This window comes from Pseudomonas sp. MIS38, from assembly GCF_019891575.1.
Lineage (GTDB): Bacteria > Pseudomonadota > Gammaproteobacteria > Pseudomonadales > Pseudomonadaceae > Aquipseudomonas > Aquipseudomonas putida_A.
In genome coordinates this window covers 147,377-162,078 of record NZ_JAFLXF010000011.1, presented here as the reverse complement: position 1 = coordinate 162,078, position 14,702 = coordinate 147,377, and the positions used below count along the sequence as shown (strand labels likewise).

Here is a 14,702-nt window from a genome sequence, read left to right as displayed (position 1 = left end):
TTTTGTCTCATGCGCAAACTGGACCGTACCGACATCGGCATTCTCAACAGCCTTCAGGAGAATGCGCGCATCACTAACGCCGACCTCGCGCGCTCGGTGAATCTGTCGCCGACGCCGTGTTTCAACCGGGTCAAGGCGATGGAGGAGTTAGGGCTGATTCGCGAGCAGGTGACGCTGCTCGATGCCGATCTGCTGGGCCTGCATGTGAACGTGTTCATTCACGTCAGCCTGGAGAAACAGGTCGAGGAGGCGTTGCAGCATTTCGAAGAGGCGATCTCCGACCGCCCCGAGGTGATGGAGTGCTACCTGATGGCCGGCGACCCGGACTATCTGATCCGGGTGCTGGTGCCGACGATTCAGGCGCTGGAGCGGTTCATGATGGACTTTCTGACCAAGGTGCCGGGGGTGGCGAATATCCGCTCGAGTTTTGCCTTGAAGCAGGTGCGCTACAAGACGGCGTTGCCGTTGCCGGCGAATGGGTTGACCCTCGGGTCCTGAAGATCAAAAGATCGCAGCCTGCGGCAGCTCCTACAGGGACACCGTTTATGTGTGCCCTGTGTAGGAGCTGCCGCAGGCTGCGATCTTTTGCTTTAAAGCTTGTTGATCGGCACTTTCAGATAAACCACACCATTGTCTTCGGCCGCCGGAAAATTCCCCGCCCGCACATTCACCTGAATCGCCGGCAGCAACAGCGTCGGCATGCCCAACCCGGCGTCACGTTTGGTGCGCATCTCGACAAACGCCGCCTCGTCGATCCCGTCATGCACATGAATATTGCTCAGGCGCTGCTCACCGACGGTGGTCTGGCACTGTGACTCGCGGCCTTCCGGCGGGTAGTCGTGGCAGACGTAGAGTTTGACGCTGGCCGGGAAGGCCAGCAGTTTGTGGATCGAGTTGAACAGCTGATGCGCGTTGCCGCCGGGGAAGTCGCAGCGGGCGGTGCCGACATCGGGCATGAACAGCGTGTCGCCGACCAGAATCTGTTCGCCGTCGATCAGGTAAGCCATGTCCGCCGGGGTGTGGCCGGGGACGTGCAGGGCGGTGGCCTTGAGGTTGCCGATCATGAACGACTCGTTCGGCGCGAACAGGTGATCGAACTGCGAGCCGTCGACGCAGAATTCCTGTTCCAGATTGAATAGCGCCTTGAACACGTTCTGCACTTTGCTGATCGACTGGCCGATCGCGATCCTGCCGCCGAGTTCGCGGCGCAGGTACGGCGCGGCGGACAGGTGGTCGGCGTGGGCGTGGGTTTCCAGCAGCCATTGCACCTGCAAGTGGTGTTCTCGGACGAAGGTGATGATTTTGTCGGCCTGCGCGGTGCAGGTGCGACCGGCAGCGCCGTCGTAATCGAGTACCGGATCGACGATTGCACACTGTCCGCCATCGGCTTCATAGACCACGTAGCTGTAGGTCGAGGAGGCGGGGTCGAGGAAAGCTTCAATCTGCGCGGGCATGGACACCAACCTGAATCAGGGAAATGGGTTGCAACACTTTATCTAAAAACATAATGTTCGCAGCTTAAGTGACGTTGAAGGCATCGTGCAAATGCAATCCAGTCTGACCGAATGTGAAGTCGCCCAATTGCGGGCGTCCGCCTCCAAGGCCTGCGCGCTGCTCAAGGCGCTGGCCAATGAGGATCGCCTGTTGATCCTGTGCCAGCTGACCCAGGGCGAGCGCAATGTCGGCGAGCTGGAAAAAATGACCGGCGTGCGCCAGCCGACCCTGTCCCAGCAACTGGGCATCCTGCGCGATGAAGGCCTGGTGGCGACCCGTCGCGAAGGTAAATACATCTTTTACGGTCTGGCCAGTCCTGAAGTGATTCAGGTGATGAAGACCCTGTCCGGGTTGTATTGCGGAGCGGTGCTGAAAAGCCTGGGCCATCAATAAATGTCAGCCACCACACAATCTCTGTAGGAGTGAGCCTGCTCGCGATAGCGGTGTATCAGCCAACATCTTCATAGACTGACATACCGCTATCGCGAGCAGGCTCACTCCTACAATGGATTTGTGCGATGGCCAAGAAATCCTTGCATGCAGCAATAAGGAACAAGCAATGAACGATCAACACTGGGGCCCATCCATCAGTGCCGATATCGTGGTCATCGGCGGCGGCACCGCCGGCATCGGCTTCGTCGCCAGTCTGCTCAAGCGTGATCCCACTCTTAAAGTCACTGTGATCGAGCCAAGCGCCCAGCACTACTACCAACCGGCGTGGACGCTGGTCGGCGGTGGCGCCTACGACGTCAAGGACACCGTGCGGCCGATGAGCAAAGTGATGCCGCGTCAGGCCACCTGGATTCAGGCGGCGGTGACCGGTATCGATCCCGATCTGCGCCAGTTGACCCTCAACGATCAGCGCACCGTCACTTACCAGAACCTGATCGTCTGCCCCGGCCTGCGTCTGGCCTGGGAGAAGATCGAAGGCCTGCAGGAAAGCCTCGGCCAGCATGGCGTGACCTCCAACTACAGCTATCAGCACTCGCAGTACACCTGGGATCAGGTGCAGAAACTGCGCGGCGGCAAGGCGCTTTTCACGCAGCCGGCGATGCCGATCAAATGCGCCGGTGCGCCGCAAAAGGCTTTGTACCTGTCGTGCGATCACTGGCGCAAAACCGGCGTGCTGAACAACGTTAAGGTCGAGTTCAACCTGGCCGGCGCGGCGCTGTTTGGCGTCGCGACCTTCGTCCCACCGCTGATGAAGTACATCGAAAAGTACAACGCGCAACTGGCCTTCAACTCCAACCTGGTCAAGGTCGACGGCCCGGCGAAAACCGCGTGGTTCGAGATCAAGGACGCCGACGGCAACCTCACCACACAGGCGAAAACCTTCGATCTGCTGCACGTGGTGCCGCCGCAAGTCTCGCCGGATTTCATCGCCCAGAGCCCGCTGGCCGACGCTGCCGGCTGGTGCGAAGTCAATCCACACAGCCTGCAGCATCCGCGTTACCCCGAGGTGTTCGGCCTCGGTGATATCTGCGGCACCAGCAATGCGAAAACCGCTGCCGCCGTGCGCAAGCAGGTCGTCGTAGTCGCCGAAAACCTCTTGGCCCTGCGCAAACAACAACCGCTGCCACTGAAGTACGACGGCTACGGTTCGTGCCCGCTGACGGTGGAGAAGGGCAAGGTGATCCTCGCCGAATTCGGCTACGGCGGGAAGTTGCTGCCGACCTTCGCCCTCGATGCGACCGTGCCGCGCCGCTCGGCGTGGTTCCTCAAGGCGACGCTGCTGCCGTGGTTCTACTGGAACGGCATGCTCAAGGGCCGCGAGTGGCTGACCGGTTTGTCCAAAGTCGACTGAGAACTCCCTATGTTGCTGGCAAGTCTGTTTGGCGTGTTGATGGGGCTGATTCTCGGACTGACCGGGGCGGGCGGCGGGATTCTCGCGGTGCCGGCGTTGGTGCTCGGTTTGGGTTGGAGCATGACCCAGGCCGCGCCCGTGGCGTTGTTCGCCGTCGGCAGTGCGGCGGCAGTCGGCGCGATCGACGGTTTGCGTCATGGGCTGGTGCGCTACCGCGCGGCGCTGCTGATCGCCGCGCTCGGTGCGGTGTTTTCGCCGCTGGGCATCTATTTTGCGCACCAGTTGCCGGAGAAGATCCTGATGATCCTCTTCAGCCTGCTGATGGTCATGGTGGCCTGGCGCATGCTGCGCCGCGAGCGTGCGCAAACGGGGCCGAGCGACCACGGCCACGCCAGTTGGGGGCAGAAAAACTGCATGCTCAATGAGCAGACCGGGCGTTTCGACTGGACCGCCAAATGCACCGCGACCCTCGCGGCGCTGGGTGCGGTGACCGGCGTGGTCTCGGGCTTGCTCGGCGTCGGCGGTGGCTTCCTGATCGTGCCGGCGTTCAAGCAACTGACCGATGTGCAGATGCGCGGGATTGTCGCGACGTCGCTGATGGTGATCAGCCTGATTTCGGCGATTGGTGTGATCGGCTCGTTTCACGCGGGTGTGCGGATTGATGCTCAGGGCGCGGCGTTTATCGTGGCCAGCATCGTCGGCATGATCATCGGCCGCAAGCTTTGTGCGCGGGTGCCAGCGCGGACGTTGCAGGTGGGGTTTGCCAGCGTGTGTCTGGTGGTGGCGGGGTATATGTTGTTGCGTGCCTGAATGTTGGCAGATCAAAAGATCGCAGCCTTCGGCAGCTCCTACAGGAAGCGCATTCCCATGCAGGAGCTGTCGAGTGAAACGAGGCTGCGATCTTTCAGGCTGTTACAACACCAGATGCGGTAGCCACAGGGAAATGGCGGGGATGTAAGTGACCAGCATCAACACCAGAAACAGCACCGCATAAAACGGCAGCAGCGCCTTCACGGTGCTTTCGATACTGACCTTGCCCACCGCCGAACCGACAAACAGCACCGCGCCCACCGGCGGTGTTATCAGCCCGATCCCGAGGTTGACCAGCATGATCATGCCGAACTGCACTGGATCGACACCGATGCCGAGAATCACCGGCATCAGGATCGGCGTCAGAATCAGGATCAGCGGCGCCATGTCCATCACCGTGCCGAGCAACAGCAGCATGACGTTGATGCACATCAGGATCACGTAGCGGTTGTCCGACAGGGTCAGGAACAGCGTGGTGATCTTCGCCGGAATCTGCATCAGGGTCATGATGTAGCCGAAGCTCGCGGCGAAACCGATCAGGATCATCACGATGGAAATGGTGCGTACCGTGCGGTGCATCAGTTTTGGCAGTTCACGCCACTTGTAATCGCGGTAGATGAACATGGTCACGAAAAACGACCACAACACGGCGATGGCCGCCGATTCCGTGGCGGTGAAAATCCCCGAGAGGATGCCGCCGAGGATGATCACCATCGCCATCATGCCCCAGAGGGCTTCGCCGACGATTTTCAGCGCCTGGCGCATCGGGATCACTTCACCCTTGGGGTAGTTGCGCTTTTTCGCGAAGATCAGGCACAGCACCATCAGGCAGGCGCTCATCATCAAGCCCGGCACGATGCCGGCCATGAACAGCGAGGCAATCGAAACCGTACCACCGGCGGCCAGGGAGTAGAGCACCGAGTTATGGCTGGGTGGCGTGAGCAGGGCTTGCACCGAGCCGCTGACGGTCACCGCGGTGGAGAAATCCCGTGGATAGCCCTTGCGTTCCATTTCCGGAATCAGCACCGAGCCCACCGACGCGGTGTCGGCCACCGAGGAACCGGAGATCGCGCCGAAGAAGGTCGAGGCGACAATGTTGACCAGCGACAGGCCTCCGCGCACGAAACCCACCAGCACCCCGGCACACGCCACCAAGCGCCGGGACATGCCGCCCTCGGCCATGATCGCGCCGGCCAGGACGAAGAACGGAATGGCCAGCAGCGAGAACTTGTTCACCCCCGACGCGACCTGGATCATCACCGCCTGGAACGGGATGTCGATCCACCATGCACCGATCAGCGCGGCGGCGCCCAGCGCATAGGCGACCGGCATGCCGATCAGGATCAACAGGATAAAACTGCCCAGCAGAATCAGAGCGTCCATCAAGCGCCACCTTCACTTTCTTCAACCAGATCGAACTGCACGACCCGCCGTTTGCTCTGGTCACCGAGCAAGAGTTTTTCCAGGACGAAAACCAGCGTCAGCAAGCCGCCCACGGGAATCGGCAGATAGGTCACGCCAACCCGCAGATCGGGCAGGGCTGCCATGAACTGATTCCAGGTGGACAGGCACAACTTTGCGCCCCAGATGGTCATGAAAATGCAGATCGACGCCATGAGCAGTTGCGAGAATATCGCCGCCGCAGATCTCAGCCGGGGTGGCATGCGGTCGGTGAGCATGGCCACGGCCATGTGCGCACCGGCGCGGTAACTGGCGGCGGCACCGATGAAGGTGAACACCATCATCAGCAGGATCGCCGTAGGCTCTGGCCAGCTCGAACCGGTGCCCAGCACGTAGCGGGCGAACACGCCCCAGGGAATCATCAGGGAAATCGCCAGAACGGAAAGGCCGGCGACCCAAATGCACGTCATGTAGATCTTGTCGTTGATACGCAGCAGTAGATTCTTCATCGGGTTCCACCGTAACCGGGCGCGCCTGAGTGATCAGGTGCGCCGGGCCTGGTTAATGAGGACGGAGCGGGAGGCGTTACTGCACGGCTTCGATTTTCTTGATCAGGTCGGCGTACTTCGCACCGTACTTTTCCCGCACCGGTGCGGTGGCGTCGTAGAAGGGTTTCTTGTCGACCTCGATGAACTCGACGCCAGCGGCCTTGAGTTTTTCTTCGCTGGCAGCGGACTTCTTGTCCCACAGCACGCGCTCTTCAGCCTGGGCAGCCTTGGCGGCGGTCTTGACCAGTGCCTGTTGATCCGGGGTGAGTTTTTCCCAGGTGATTTTCGACATCACAATCGGCTCTGGCAGGATCAAGTGACCGGTCAGGCTGTAGAACTTGGCGTTCTGGAAGTGGTTGTGTTCGAGCAGGGTCGGCGGGTTGTTTTCCGCGCCGTCGATCACGCCGGTCTGCAAGGCGCTGAAGATTTCCCCGGTGTCCATGGCGATACCGTTACCGCCCATGGCGTTCATCATGTCGATGAACATCGGGTTGCCTTGCACGCGAATTTTCATGCCCTTGAGGTCTTCGAGCTTGCGCACCGGTTTCTTGGTGTAGACGTTGCGCGTGCCGCCGTCCATCCAGGCCAGCGCCACGAGGCCGAATTCGGAGTTGGTGATTTTGTCGAGGATCTCATCGCCTACCGGGCCATCGATGACGTTACGCATGTGTTGATGGTCGCGGAAGATGAACGGCATGTTGAACACGTTCACATCCGGCACTACGGGGCCGACGATACCCAGGCTGACGCGAGACAGCTGTACCGCGCCGACTTGCATCTGCTCGATGACTTCCTTTTCTGAGCCCAGCACGCCGCCGGGAAAGTATTGGAAGGTCAGCTCGCCGTTGGTCTCCCGGGTCAGGGTCTTGCCCATGTTTTCTTCGGCTACCACGGTGGGATAACCGGCGGGATGGATGTCAGCGAATTTGAGTTGCAGGGCCTGGGCGGCGCCAGTGAAGGTGAACATCAGCGGGAGTGCAGCGGCCAGCAAGGTGCGTTTGAAGTTCATGGGGGGGAGTCTCCAGTCTTGTTATTGTTGTGTTCAAGGCGCAGCGGTGCAGCAGAGGCGGGTGTTACAGGGAATCGTCGAACAGCGGTTCTTCCAGGCCTTTGACCCCGGGGTTGAGGGCGAACACGCCGCCGGACAGGGATTGCGGATCGCGGTCGTCGCCGGGGCGAATCGAGGTCACGAAGAGGGTGTCCATGCGGCTGCCGCCGAAGGCACACATCGTCGGTTTCTTCACCGGCACTTGCAGCGAGAAATCGAGGCGCCCGTCCGGGGCAAAACGGTGAATCAGTCCGGCGTCGTTGGCGCAGATCCAGTAGCAGCCTTCGGCATCCACGGCAGCGCCATCCGGTCGGCCGGGGAAGTGGTTCATGTCAACAAAGATCCGCCGATTCGATGGTGTGCCGGTCTCGGTGTCGTAATCGAAGGCCCAGATCAATTGCACGTGCGGATGTGAATCGGACAGGTACATCGTCTTGCCGTCAGGGCTGAAGCCGAGGCCGTTGGGCACGATGAACCCGTCGAGTTGCGCTTCGATCACACCAGACTGCCCGGCGCCGTAGCGGTAGAGGCGGCCTTCGGATGCGTTCAGGCCCATGTTCAGCACCATGCTGCCAGCCCAGAAACGGCCCTGGTGGTCGCAGCGACCGTCGTTGAGGCGCATGTCTGCTCGGCTGTGCTCGACGGTGGCGAGCCATTCGCTGTCGAGGCTGCCGTCGCTGTGCGGGTGCAGATGAAAAAAGCCGCTCTCCATGCCGGCAACCCAGCCGCCACTGCTATGACGGGCAATGCAGGCGAGCATTTGCGGGGTTTTCCAGGCATGCACATGGCCGGTGTCAGCGTTCCAGCGTTGCAGTCCGCCGTTGGCAATATCGACCCAATACAGCGCGTTTTCCTGCGGCACCCAGACCGGGCTTTCGCCCACGGCGTTGCGCGCATCGACGATCAATTCGGCTTGCATACTCATTCCTTTGCGTCGTTGGCAGAGTGTTCAGTCGCCGAAGGGGCCGGCCGCGACGAACGCGCCGCCCTGATAGACCCGCGCCGGGTCATCGGCGGCGGGCATAGGCTGCGCTTCGACTTTTTCGCGGAACACTTCGGAGCTGTCCCTGGCCTCAAAACCGAGGTGACTGGCGAAGCGGTTGTCCCACCAGACGTCCTTGTTGGCGGACATGCCGTAGACCACGGTGTGGCCCACGTTTGGCGTGTACAGCGCGCGCTCGAGCAATTGCGTGAGGTCGTCGAAACTCAGCCAGGTGTGCATCATTCGGCGGTTCTGCGGCTCGGGAAATGAGGAGCCGATGCGGATGCTGACCGTCTCGATGCCGTAGCGATCGAAGTAGAAACTGGCCATGTCTTCGCCGTAGGACTTGGACAATCCGTAGTAGCCGTCGGGGCGGCGGGCGCAGCTGGCGTCGAGCGGCTCGTCCTGTTTGTAGAAGCCGATGACGTGGTTGGAGCTGGCGAAGATCACGCGCTTCACCCCATGGCGGCGTGCAGCTTCGTAGATGTGAAATACGCCGCAAATGTTGGCGCCGAGGATTTCTTCGAAGGGCCGCTCCACGGAGACACCGCCGAAATGCAGGATTGCGTCGACGCCTTCGACCAGTTGGTGCACGGCGTGTTTGTCGGCAAGGTCGCAGGGGACGATTTCTTCGCGATCATCAATGGCTGGGGCGAGGGCGGCGATGTCCGACAGGCGCAGGACACGGGCATAAGGGCGCATACGTTCGCGCAGGACTTTGCCCAGGCCACCGGCAGCGCCAGTCAGCAGCAGACGGTTGAACGGGGCGCGGGGAGTAGAGGTAGACGTCATGGCAATCCCTTACACGTTGTTATTAGGTTTGTTGTAGGTTGTCGTATGACTGCGCTGAAGTATCGGTAGGGTTTCCGGAACTTGTCAACGCGACTTTTGGGGTAAATGACGGAAGGGGCTCATTCACTTTTCAATCACCGCGACGCCTTCGTTGCAATGCAATCCCCTTGTGGGAGCGGGCTTGCTCGCGAAAGCGGTGTGTCATTGAAAGATGAATTGACTGACCCGCCGCCTTCGCGAGCAAGCTCGCTCCCACAGGGAAACCCGGTGTGAGGACTGGCTTTACAACAACGAAATCGGATAGCTGATAAAGACCCGGTTCTCGTCGAACTCATTGGTGCTGAAGTCCCGGCGGATCGTCGCGTTGCGCCATCTCACGTTGAGGTTTTTCAGCGGCCCGCTCTGCACGGTGTATCCCAGTTCCGACTCGCGCCCCCATTCCTTGCCGTCGGTGATCGTCCCGGTGTGCACGTTATCGCCGCTGATGTAGCGGTTCATCAGGGTCAGGCCGGGAATGCCGAGGGCGACGAAGTTGTAGTCATGACGCAACTGCCAGGAACGCTCTTTGGCGTTGTCATAACTGGCGTTGTAGCTGTCGTTGGCCAGCGTGCCGCCGCTGGTGCCGTTGACCCGCATCCACGCGTCATCGCCGCTGAGTTTTTGCAGGCCGACATAGAAGGTGTTGCCGCCGTAGCGGGCCGACAGCATGGCAAATGCAGTCTTGTTATCGAGGTCGCCGGCTTGGGCGCTGCCGTCTTCCTTGCCGGTGAAGAAACCGAGGTTGGCGCCCAGCGTCCAGTCACCCAGCGGCTGGCTGTGGCTGAGGTTGAAATACTGCTGCTGGTAGATGTCGCTGAGTTCGGCGTACCACACGCCGACCAGGGTGCGCTTGTCGTTGAAGGTGTACTCGCCACCGCCGAAGTTGAAACGGTCGGAGGTGAAGGCGCCGCGGCCGTTCATCGACATGTCTTCCATGCTGGCGTCGTTACGCGTGCTGTTGCCACGGAACTGCCCACCGTAGAGGGTCAGGCCGTTGATTTCGGTGGAGGTGATCTGGCCACCGCGAAAGGTCTGCGGCAACGAGCGGCCATCGTCCGAGCGCAGGATCGGCAGCACCGGCATCCATTCGCCGACTTTCAATTCGGTCTTCGACACCTTGGCCTTCAACGCCACGCCGAGGCGACCGAAGTTGTCCGCCGGGCGCCCGTCATCGTGGATCGGCAACAGTTGCGTACCGCCGGTGCCCTTGCCGCCATCGAGTTTTTGCGAATACATCCCCAGCACATCGAGACCGAAGCCGACGGTGCCTTGGGTGAAGCCGGATTTGGCATCAAGGATGAAGTTTTGCGTCCACTCTTGCGCCTTGCCCTGCGGGTAGTTCGGGTTGACGAAGTTGCGATTGAAGTAGGCGTTGCGCAGGTTCAGCGTGGCTTTGCTGTCTTCGAGGAAGCCTTCGGCGTCGGCGCTCATGGGCAAAACCAGGGCGAGGCTGCTGCAGCCGATCAAACTCAGGGTGGAACACGGGCGGGGGAAGGAAATACGGGACGTGCGAACGGAATTGCAGACGAGTGTGCTCACTGTGACGCTCCCTGTTGTTGTTTTTATTATTTGTCATACGTCGTCGTACAACATAGTTGCGGATAGTTGCGAGGTTTTCCGTAAAAGTCAACAGGGCTTTTTACGATTATTTTGCGCGAGGTGGCAGCCCTCCAAATGCTGCGAAGAGGGCTGTTTTCGGCGGGTTTACCGGTTATAGAGCGCCTCTGTGTTGTCGATCAGCGGGTTTTTCTCGGTCAGGACGATCCGGGCGATCTGGTCCTTGCGCATGAATGTCACTTTCGGATGGGACTGCGCATAGCGGATAAAACGTTCCATCGCCTCGACCATCGCCGGGGTGCCGCCGATGCGATCGTGCAGACTCACTGACATCATCCGCCGCTTGCTCGCGCCTTCGGCGTACAGGCGATCAAATTCCAGCACCAATTGCTGATAGAACTGCTCGGCGGAGAAATGCCGACCCTCGATCAACACGATGTCGTTGTTGCGCAAGGTATACGGCACCACGGCGAATTTGCGCCCACGGACCATGGTCACGAACGGTTCGTCGCGGCTGACATCATCGATGTGGTAGCTGAAGTTGAGGTCTTGCAGGACCTTCAGCGTGTTGGGGCTGCGCCGCAGCCAGTTGGCGTTGTAGCCCACCGAGCGCTGGCCGGTAAGTCTCTCGACCGCGTTGACACCGTCGCCGATGAACTGTTTTTCCTGGTCGTAACTCATGTTGTAGGAATCGGCCCAGCGCATGCCGTGGGCTGCCAGTTCGTGGCCGCGCTCGGCAATCGCTTTCGCCAGTTCCGGGTGCTTGAGCGCCGCTTCGCCGACCACATGCGAGGTGACCTTGATCCCGGTGCGATCCCACAGGTCGAGCATCCGCCACAAGCCTTCCTTGTAGCCATAATCAAACCAGGTCTGCGCCGGCAGATCAGGGTAACCCTTGGGCAATGGGCTGCCGGAAAACGGACTTTCCGCACCTTCGGGCTGGCCGCCGGTTTCGAACTGCATCGACACCGAGATCACCAGTTGCGAGCCGTCCGGCCACGGGCGTTCCTGGGCGAAGGCGAGGGCGGGCAGCAACAGGGCGGCAGCCAAAAGGTTTTTCAGCAGGCGTGGGGAGCGTTGCCAGTGGGGCGTGGTCATAACGGGCACCTTGCAGGTTGAGAAGGGCTGCAAGGGTGGCAGTTGCCCGGCGCGGGAAAAATCCGTTGCGGGCGAGAGGACCTTTAAACAGAATTTACGAATCCACCGCAAACCCGTGGGAGCGGGCGTGCCCGCGATAACGGTCTGCCAGTCACCCTGTTGCCGAGCCGACTGCCGTCATCGCCGGCAAGCCAGCTCCCACAGGATTGTGGGTTTGCCGCAGGATTTGCGGCAAACTCCCGGCAACACAAGCACAAGGCCTTTCAATGGATCGATATGCCCCGCGCGACTGGCAGCCTCACGAGAAGCCCAGTCTGCCCGGTTCCCCCTCGACGCCGCTGCACTCCAACCCCAAGCGCCTGGCCTATGCGCTGGTCGGGCTGCTGGTGGCGGTGACCGGTGGTTTGGGTAACTCGCTGGTGGTCGCCAACCTGCCTTACCTGCAAGGCGCGCTGGGCGCGACCACGGCGGAGATGGCCTGGCTGCCAGCTGCTTACGTGATGACCAACGTGTCGATGAACCTGCTGCTGGTGAAGTTTCGCCAGCAGTTTGGCCTGCGTGCATTCACCGAAGTGTTTCTGGTGCTGTATGCGCTGGTGACCTTCGGCCACCTGTTCGTCAACGACCTGAGCTCGGCCATCGCGGTGCGGGCGGCGCACGGCATGGTCGGTGCGGCACTGAGTTCGCTGGGTCTGTATTACATGGTTCAGGCGTTTCCGGCCAAGTGGCGGTTGAAGGCGCTGGTGCTGGGCCTCGGCGCCTCGCAACTGGCGCTGCCGCTGGCGCGTCTGTTCTCCGAAGACTTGCTGCAGATTGCCGAATGGCGCGGCCTGTACCTGTTCGAATTGGGCATGGCCTTGCTGTCGCTGGGCTGCGTGCTGCTGCTCAAGTTGCCGCCCGGTGATCGCTTCAAAACCTTCGAGCCGCTGGACTTTCTGACCTTCGCCATTCTCGCCAGCGGCGTGGCGCTGCTCTGCGCGGTGTTGTCGCTGGGGCGGATCGACTGGTGGCTGGAAGCCAACTGGATCGGCTACGCGCTGGCGGCCTCGATTGCCCTGATCCTCGCGGGCCTGGCGATTGAACACAATCGCAGCAACCCGATGCTGATGACCCGCTGGCTCGGCAGCGGCACGATGATCCGCCTGGCGCTGGCGGTGACCCTGATCCGCATGGTCACCTCGGAACAGTCCACCGGCGCCGTCGGTTTCATGCAGAACCTCAACATGGGTTATGAGCAGTTGCACAGCCTGTATGTGGTGATGCTGATCGGCAGCGTCGCCGGGCTGGCGACCAGCGCACTGACCATCGATCCCAAGCACCTGCTGATGCCGCTGATCATCTCGCTGGCGCTGATGGCGACCGGTTCGGTGATGGACAGTTTTTCCAACAACCTGACCCGCCCGCAAAACCTGTATTTCAGCCAGTTTCTGCTGGCCTTCGGCAGCACGTTTTTTCTGGGACCGACCATGGTGTTCGGCACCCGCAACGTGCTGACCAATCCGCGCAATCTGGTGAGTTTTTCGGTGTTGTTCGGGATCTGCAACAACCTTGGCGGCCTGCTTGGCGCGGCGTTGTTGGGCACGTTCCAGATCGTGCGCGAGAAATTCCATTCCAGTCATCTGGTCGAGCACCTGACGCTGTCCGATCCGCTGGTGGCCGCCCGTGTGCAGAGCGGCGGGTCGGCTTACGGTTCCTTGCTGGCCGACCCGAGCCTGCGCAATCTGGCCGGGATTCGCAGCCTGTCCAATGCGGCCACTCGCGAAGCCAACGTGCTGGCCTATAACGATGTATTCATGCTGATCGCCGTGATTGCGGTGCTGACCATGATCTGGCTGTCCATTCGTGCGCTGTGGCTGATGAGCACCACCAAAGCCGTCGCCCCCGCGCCTTGCGTACCTCCTGACGGTGCTTCCAATTCATGACCGAACCGACCACCACAACCACCAATGCCATCGCCGCCACCCCGGAAGGCGTGGCACCGCCGTCCTCGCCGAACACCGAGCCGCGCTCGTTGCGGGTGCGGATCATCTCGTCACTGGGCTTTGCCGCGATTGCCATCGTCGGTGTGCTGATCGTGCTCTACGCCTGGCAGTTGCCGCCATTCAGCAGTGCGGTCGAAACCACTGAAAACGCCCTGGTGCGTGGCCAGGTGACGATCATCGGCCCGCAGCTCAGCGGTTACGTGTTCGAGGTGCCGGTGCAGGACTTCCAGTACGTGAAGGCCGGCGACCTGCTGGTGCGCCTGGACGACCGGATTTATCAGCAGCGCCTCGACCAGTCGCTGGCGCAACTGGCGGTGCAGAAAGCCGCGCTGGCCAACGTGGTGCAGCAACGCAACAGCGCCGAAGCGACGATCAAACTGCGTCAGGCGGTGGTGGCCGACAGCGAAGCGCAGTTGCGCAAAAGCGAGGCGGATCTGCGGCGTAACAAGGAGCTGGTGAGTGACGGCTCGGTGTCGAAACGCGAGATGGACGTGACGCTCGCGGCCAATGCGCAGAGCATTGCGGCGGTGGCGCAGGCCAAGGCCAATCTGGAAATCGCCCGGCAGGATCTGCAGACGGTGATCGTCAATCGCGGTTCGCTGGAAGCCTCGGTGGCCAGCGCTGAAGCAGCGGTGCAACTGGCGCGGATCGACTTGTCGAACACCCGCATCGTCGCCCCGCGTGACGGCCAGCTCGGACAGATTGGCGTGCGCCTGGGCGCTTACGTCAACTCCGGGGCGCAACTGATGGCGTTGGTGCCGAACCAGAAATGGGTGATCGCCAACATGAAGGAAACCCAGATGAACAATGTGCGCGTCGGGCAGCCTGTGCGCTTCACCGTTGATGCGCTGAACCACCGCAAGTTCACCGGCCATGTGCAGCACATTTCGCCCGGCACCGGTTCGGAATTTGCCCTGTTGCAGGCTGATAACGCCACTGGCAACTTTGTGAAAATCGCTCAGCGCGTGCCGGTGCGGATCACCATTGATGAGGGGCAGCAGGAAGAGGAACGCTTGCGCCCGGGGATGTCGGTGGTGGTCAGCATCGACACCGCAGCGGGCGACACACAACCGCATTGACCTGCGCAGATCAAAAATGTGGGAGCGGGCTTGCTCGCGAAAGCGGTGTGTCAGGCGATATTTTCGTA

The 14,702-nt window shown here is 61.0% G+C and carries 14 protein-coding genes; 6 read left to right on the top strand and 8 right to left on the bottom strand.

The window, feature by feature from the left end:
* Window positions 1–9: 9 nt before the first annotated feature.
* On the top strand, window positions 10–498 hold the full coding sequence (gene bkdR, locus J1G18_RS14840; protein ID WP_027613216.1) for a Bkd operon transcriptional regulator BkdR: 489 nt from the start codon (window positions 10–12) through the stop codon (window positions 496–498).
* Window positions 499–590: 92 nt separating this feature from the next.
* On the opposite strand, the gene J1G18_RS14835 is transcribed toward bkdR, so the two are convergent.
* Window positions 591–1,454: an MBL fold metallo-hydrolase gene (locus J1G18_RS14835; protein ID WP_223007979.1), complete on the bottom strand. Its 864-nt coding sequence runs from the start codon at window positions 1,452–1,454 to the stop codon at window positions 591–593.
* A 91-nt stretch (window positions 1,455–1,545) separates the two neighbouring features.
* Here J1G18_RS14835 and J1G18_RS14830 point away from each other — a divergent pair, with 91 nt between their 5' ends.
* The 3 genes from J1G18_RS14830 (at window position 1,546) to J1G18_RS14820 (ending at window position 4,108) form a co-directional block, all read left to right on the top strand.
* Window positions 1,546–1,887, top strand: coding sequence for an ArsR/SmtB family transcription factor (locus J1G18_RS14830; protein WP_007965280.1), 342 nt, complete (start codon window positions 1,546–1,548; stop codon window positions 1,885–1,887).
* Window positions 1,888–2,053: 166 nt separating this feature from the next.
* On the top strand, window positions 2,054–3,298 hold the full coding sequence (locus tag J1G18_RS14825; protein ID WP_223007978.1) for an FAD/NAD(P)-binding oxidoreductase: 1,245 nt from the start codon (window positions 2,054–2,056) through the stop codon (window positions 3,296–3,298).
* 9 nt (window positions 3,299–3,307) lie between these two features.
* Window positions 3,308–4,108, top strand: coding sequence for a sulfite exporter TauE/SafE family protein (locus tag J1G18_RS14820; RefSeq protein WP_098968223.1), 801 nt, complete (start codon window positions 3,308–3,310; stop codon window positions 4,106–4,108).
* A 102-nt stretch (window positions 4,109–4,210) separates the two neighbouring features.
* Here the strand turns inward: J1G18_RS14820 and J1G18_RS14815 are convergent, their stop codons facing one another.
* From J1G18_RS14815 to J1G18_RS14785, 7 genes are all read right to left on the bottom strand, one after another.
* A complete protein-coding gene (locus tag J1G18_RS14815; protein ID WP_202370769.1) occupies window positions 4,211–5,491 on the bottom strand; it encodes a TRAP transporter large permease in 1,281 nt (426 codons plus the stop codon).
* Entirely contained in the window at window positions 5,491–6,018 is a 528-nt protein-coding gene (locus J1G18_RS14810) for a TRAP transporter small permease (RefSeq protein ID WP_098968224.1), read from the bottom strand. The genes J1G18_RS14815 and J1G18_RS14810 overlap by 1 nt, the downstream gene beginning before the upstream one ends.
* Window positions 6,019–6,094: 76 nt before the next feature.
* Window positions 6,095–7,066: a TRAP transporter substrate-binding protein gene (locus J1G18_RS14805; RefSeq protein ID WP_098968225.1), complete on the bottom strand. Its 972-nt coding sequence runs from the start codon at window positions 7,064–7,066 to the stop codon at window positions 6,095–6,097.
* Window positions 7,067–7,130: 64 nt separating this feature from the next.
* Window positions 7,131–8,024: an SMP-30/gluconolactonase/LRE family protein gene (locus J1G18_RS14800; RefSeq protein WP_223007977.1), complete on the bottom strand. Its 894-nt coding sequence runs from the start codon at window positions 8,022–8,024 to the stop codon at window positions 7,131–7,133.
* 30 nt (window positions 8,025–8,054) lie between these two features.
* Window positions 8,055–8,879 carry an NAD-dependent epimerase/dehydratase family protein gene (locus J1G18_RS14795; RefSeq protein ID WP_223007976.1) on the bottom strand — a complete coding sequence of 275 codons (825 nt, stop codon included), beginning with the start codon at window positions 8,877–8,879 and terminating at the stop codon, window positions 8,055–8,057.
* A gap of 282 nt (window positions 8,880–9,161) precedes the next feature.
* Window positions 9,162–10,457: an OprD family porin gene (locus J1G18_RS14790; RefSeq protein ID WP_223007975.1), complete on the bottom strand. Its 1,296-nt coding sequence runs from the start codon at window positions 10,455–10,457 to the stop codon at window positions 9,162–9,164.
* Between the two features lie 165 nt (window positions 10,458–10,622).
* Window positions 10,623–11,573 (bottom strand): polysaccharide deacetylase family protein, encoded by a 951-nt coding sequence (locus tag J1G18_RS14785; RefSeq protein WP_223007974.1) that lies wholly within the window; start codon window positions 11,571–11,573, stop codon window positions 10,623–10,625.
* Window positions 11,574–11,839: 266 nt separating this feature from the next.
* On the opposite strand from J1G18_RS14785, the gene J1G18_RS14780 reads away from it, so the two are divergent.
* Together J1G18_RS14780 and J1G18_RS14775 are read left to right on the top strand one after the other, a co-directional pair.
* Window positions 11,840–13,495 (top strand): MFS transporter, encoded by a 1,656-nt coding sequence (locus tag J1G18_RS14780; RefSeq protein ID WP_223007973.1) that lies wholly within the window; start codon window positions 11,840–11,842, stop codon window positions 13,493–13,495.
* Window positions 13,492–14,634 (top strand): HlyD family secretion protein, encoded by a 1,143-nt coding sequence (locus J1G18_RS14775; RefSeq protein ID WP_027613204.1) that lies wholly within the window; start codon window positions 13,492–13,494, stop codon window positions 14,632–14,634. Before J1G18_RS14780 ends, J1G18_RS14775 begins: the two co-directional genes overlap by 4 nt.
* The last annotated feature ends 68 nt before the right edge of the window (window positions 14,635–14,702 follow it).

Coding starts and splice junctions, on each gene's coding strand:
- J1G18_RS14805 (WP_098968225.1), bottom strand. CDS start 7,066: ATGAACTTCAAACGCACCTTGCTGGCCGCTGCACTCCCGCTGATGTTC.
- J1G18_RS14815 (WP_202370769.1), bottom strand. CDS start 5,491: ATGGACGCTCTGATTCTGCTGGGCAGTTTTATCCTGTTGATCCTGATC.
- J1G18_RS14810 (WP_098968224.1), bottom strand. CDS start 6,018: ATGAAGAATCTACTGCTGCGTATCAACGACAAGATCTACATGACGTGC.
- J1G18_RS14830 (WP_007965280.1), top strand. CDS start 1,546: ATGCAATCCAGTCTGACCGAATGTGAAGTCGCCCAATTGCGGGCGTCC.
- J1G18_RS14780 (WP_223007973.1), top strand. CDS start 11,840: ATGGATCGATATGCCCCGCGCGACTGGCAGCCTCACGAGAAGCCCAGT.
- J1G18_RS14795 (WP_223007976.1), bottom strand. CDS start 8,879: ATGACGTCTACCTCTACTCCCCGCGCCCCGTTCAACCGTCTGCTGCTG.
- J1G18_RS14825 (WP_223007978.1), top strand. CDS start 2,054: ATGAACGATCAACACTGGGGCCCATCCATCAGTGCCGATATCGTGGTC.
- J1G18_RS14835 (WP_223007979.1), bottom strand. CDS start 1,454: ATGCCCGCGCAGATTGAAGCTTTCCTCGACCCCGCCTCCTCGACCTAC.
- J1G18_RS14820 (WP_098968223.1), top strand. CDS start 3,308: ATGTTGCTGGCAAGTCTGTTTGGCGTGTTGATGGGGCTGATTCTCGGA.
- J1G18_RS14785 (WP_223007974.1), bottom strand. CDS start 11,573: ATGACCACGCCCCACTGGCAACGCTCCCCACGCCTGCTGAAAAACCTT.
- J1G18_RS14775 (WP_027613204.1), top strand. CDS start 13,492: ATGACCGAACCGACCACCACAACCACCAATGCCATCGCCGCCACCCCG.
- bkdR (WP_027613216.1), top strand. CDS start 10: ATGCGCAAACTGGACCGTACCGACATCGGCATTCTCAACAGCCTTCAG.
- J1G18_RS14800 (WP_223007977.1), bottom strand. CDS start 8,024: ATGCAAGCCGAATTGATCGTCGATGCGCGCAACGCCGTGGGCGAAAGC.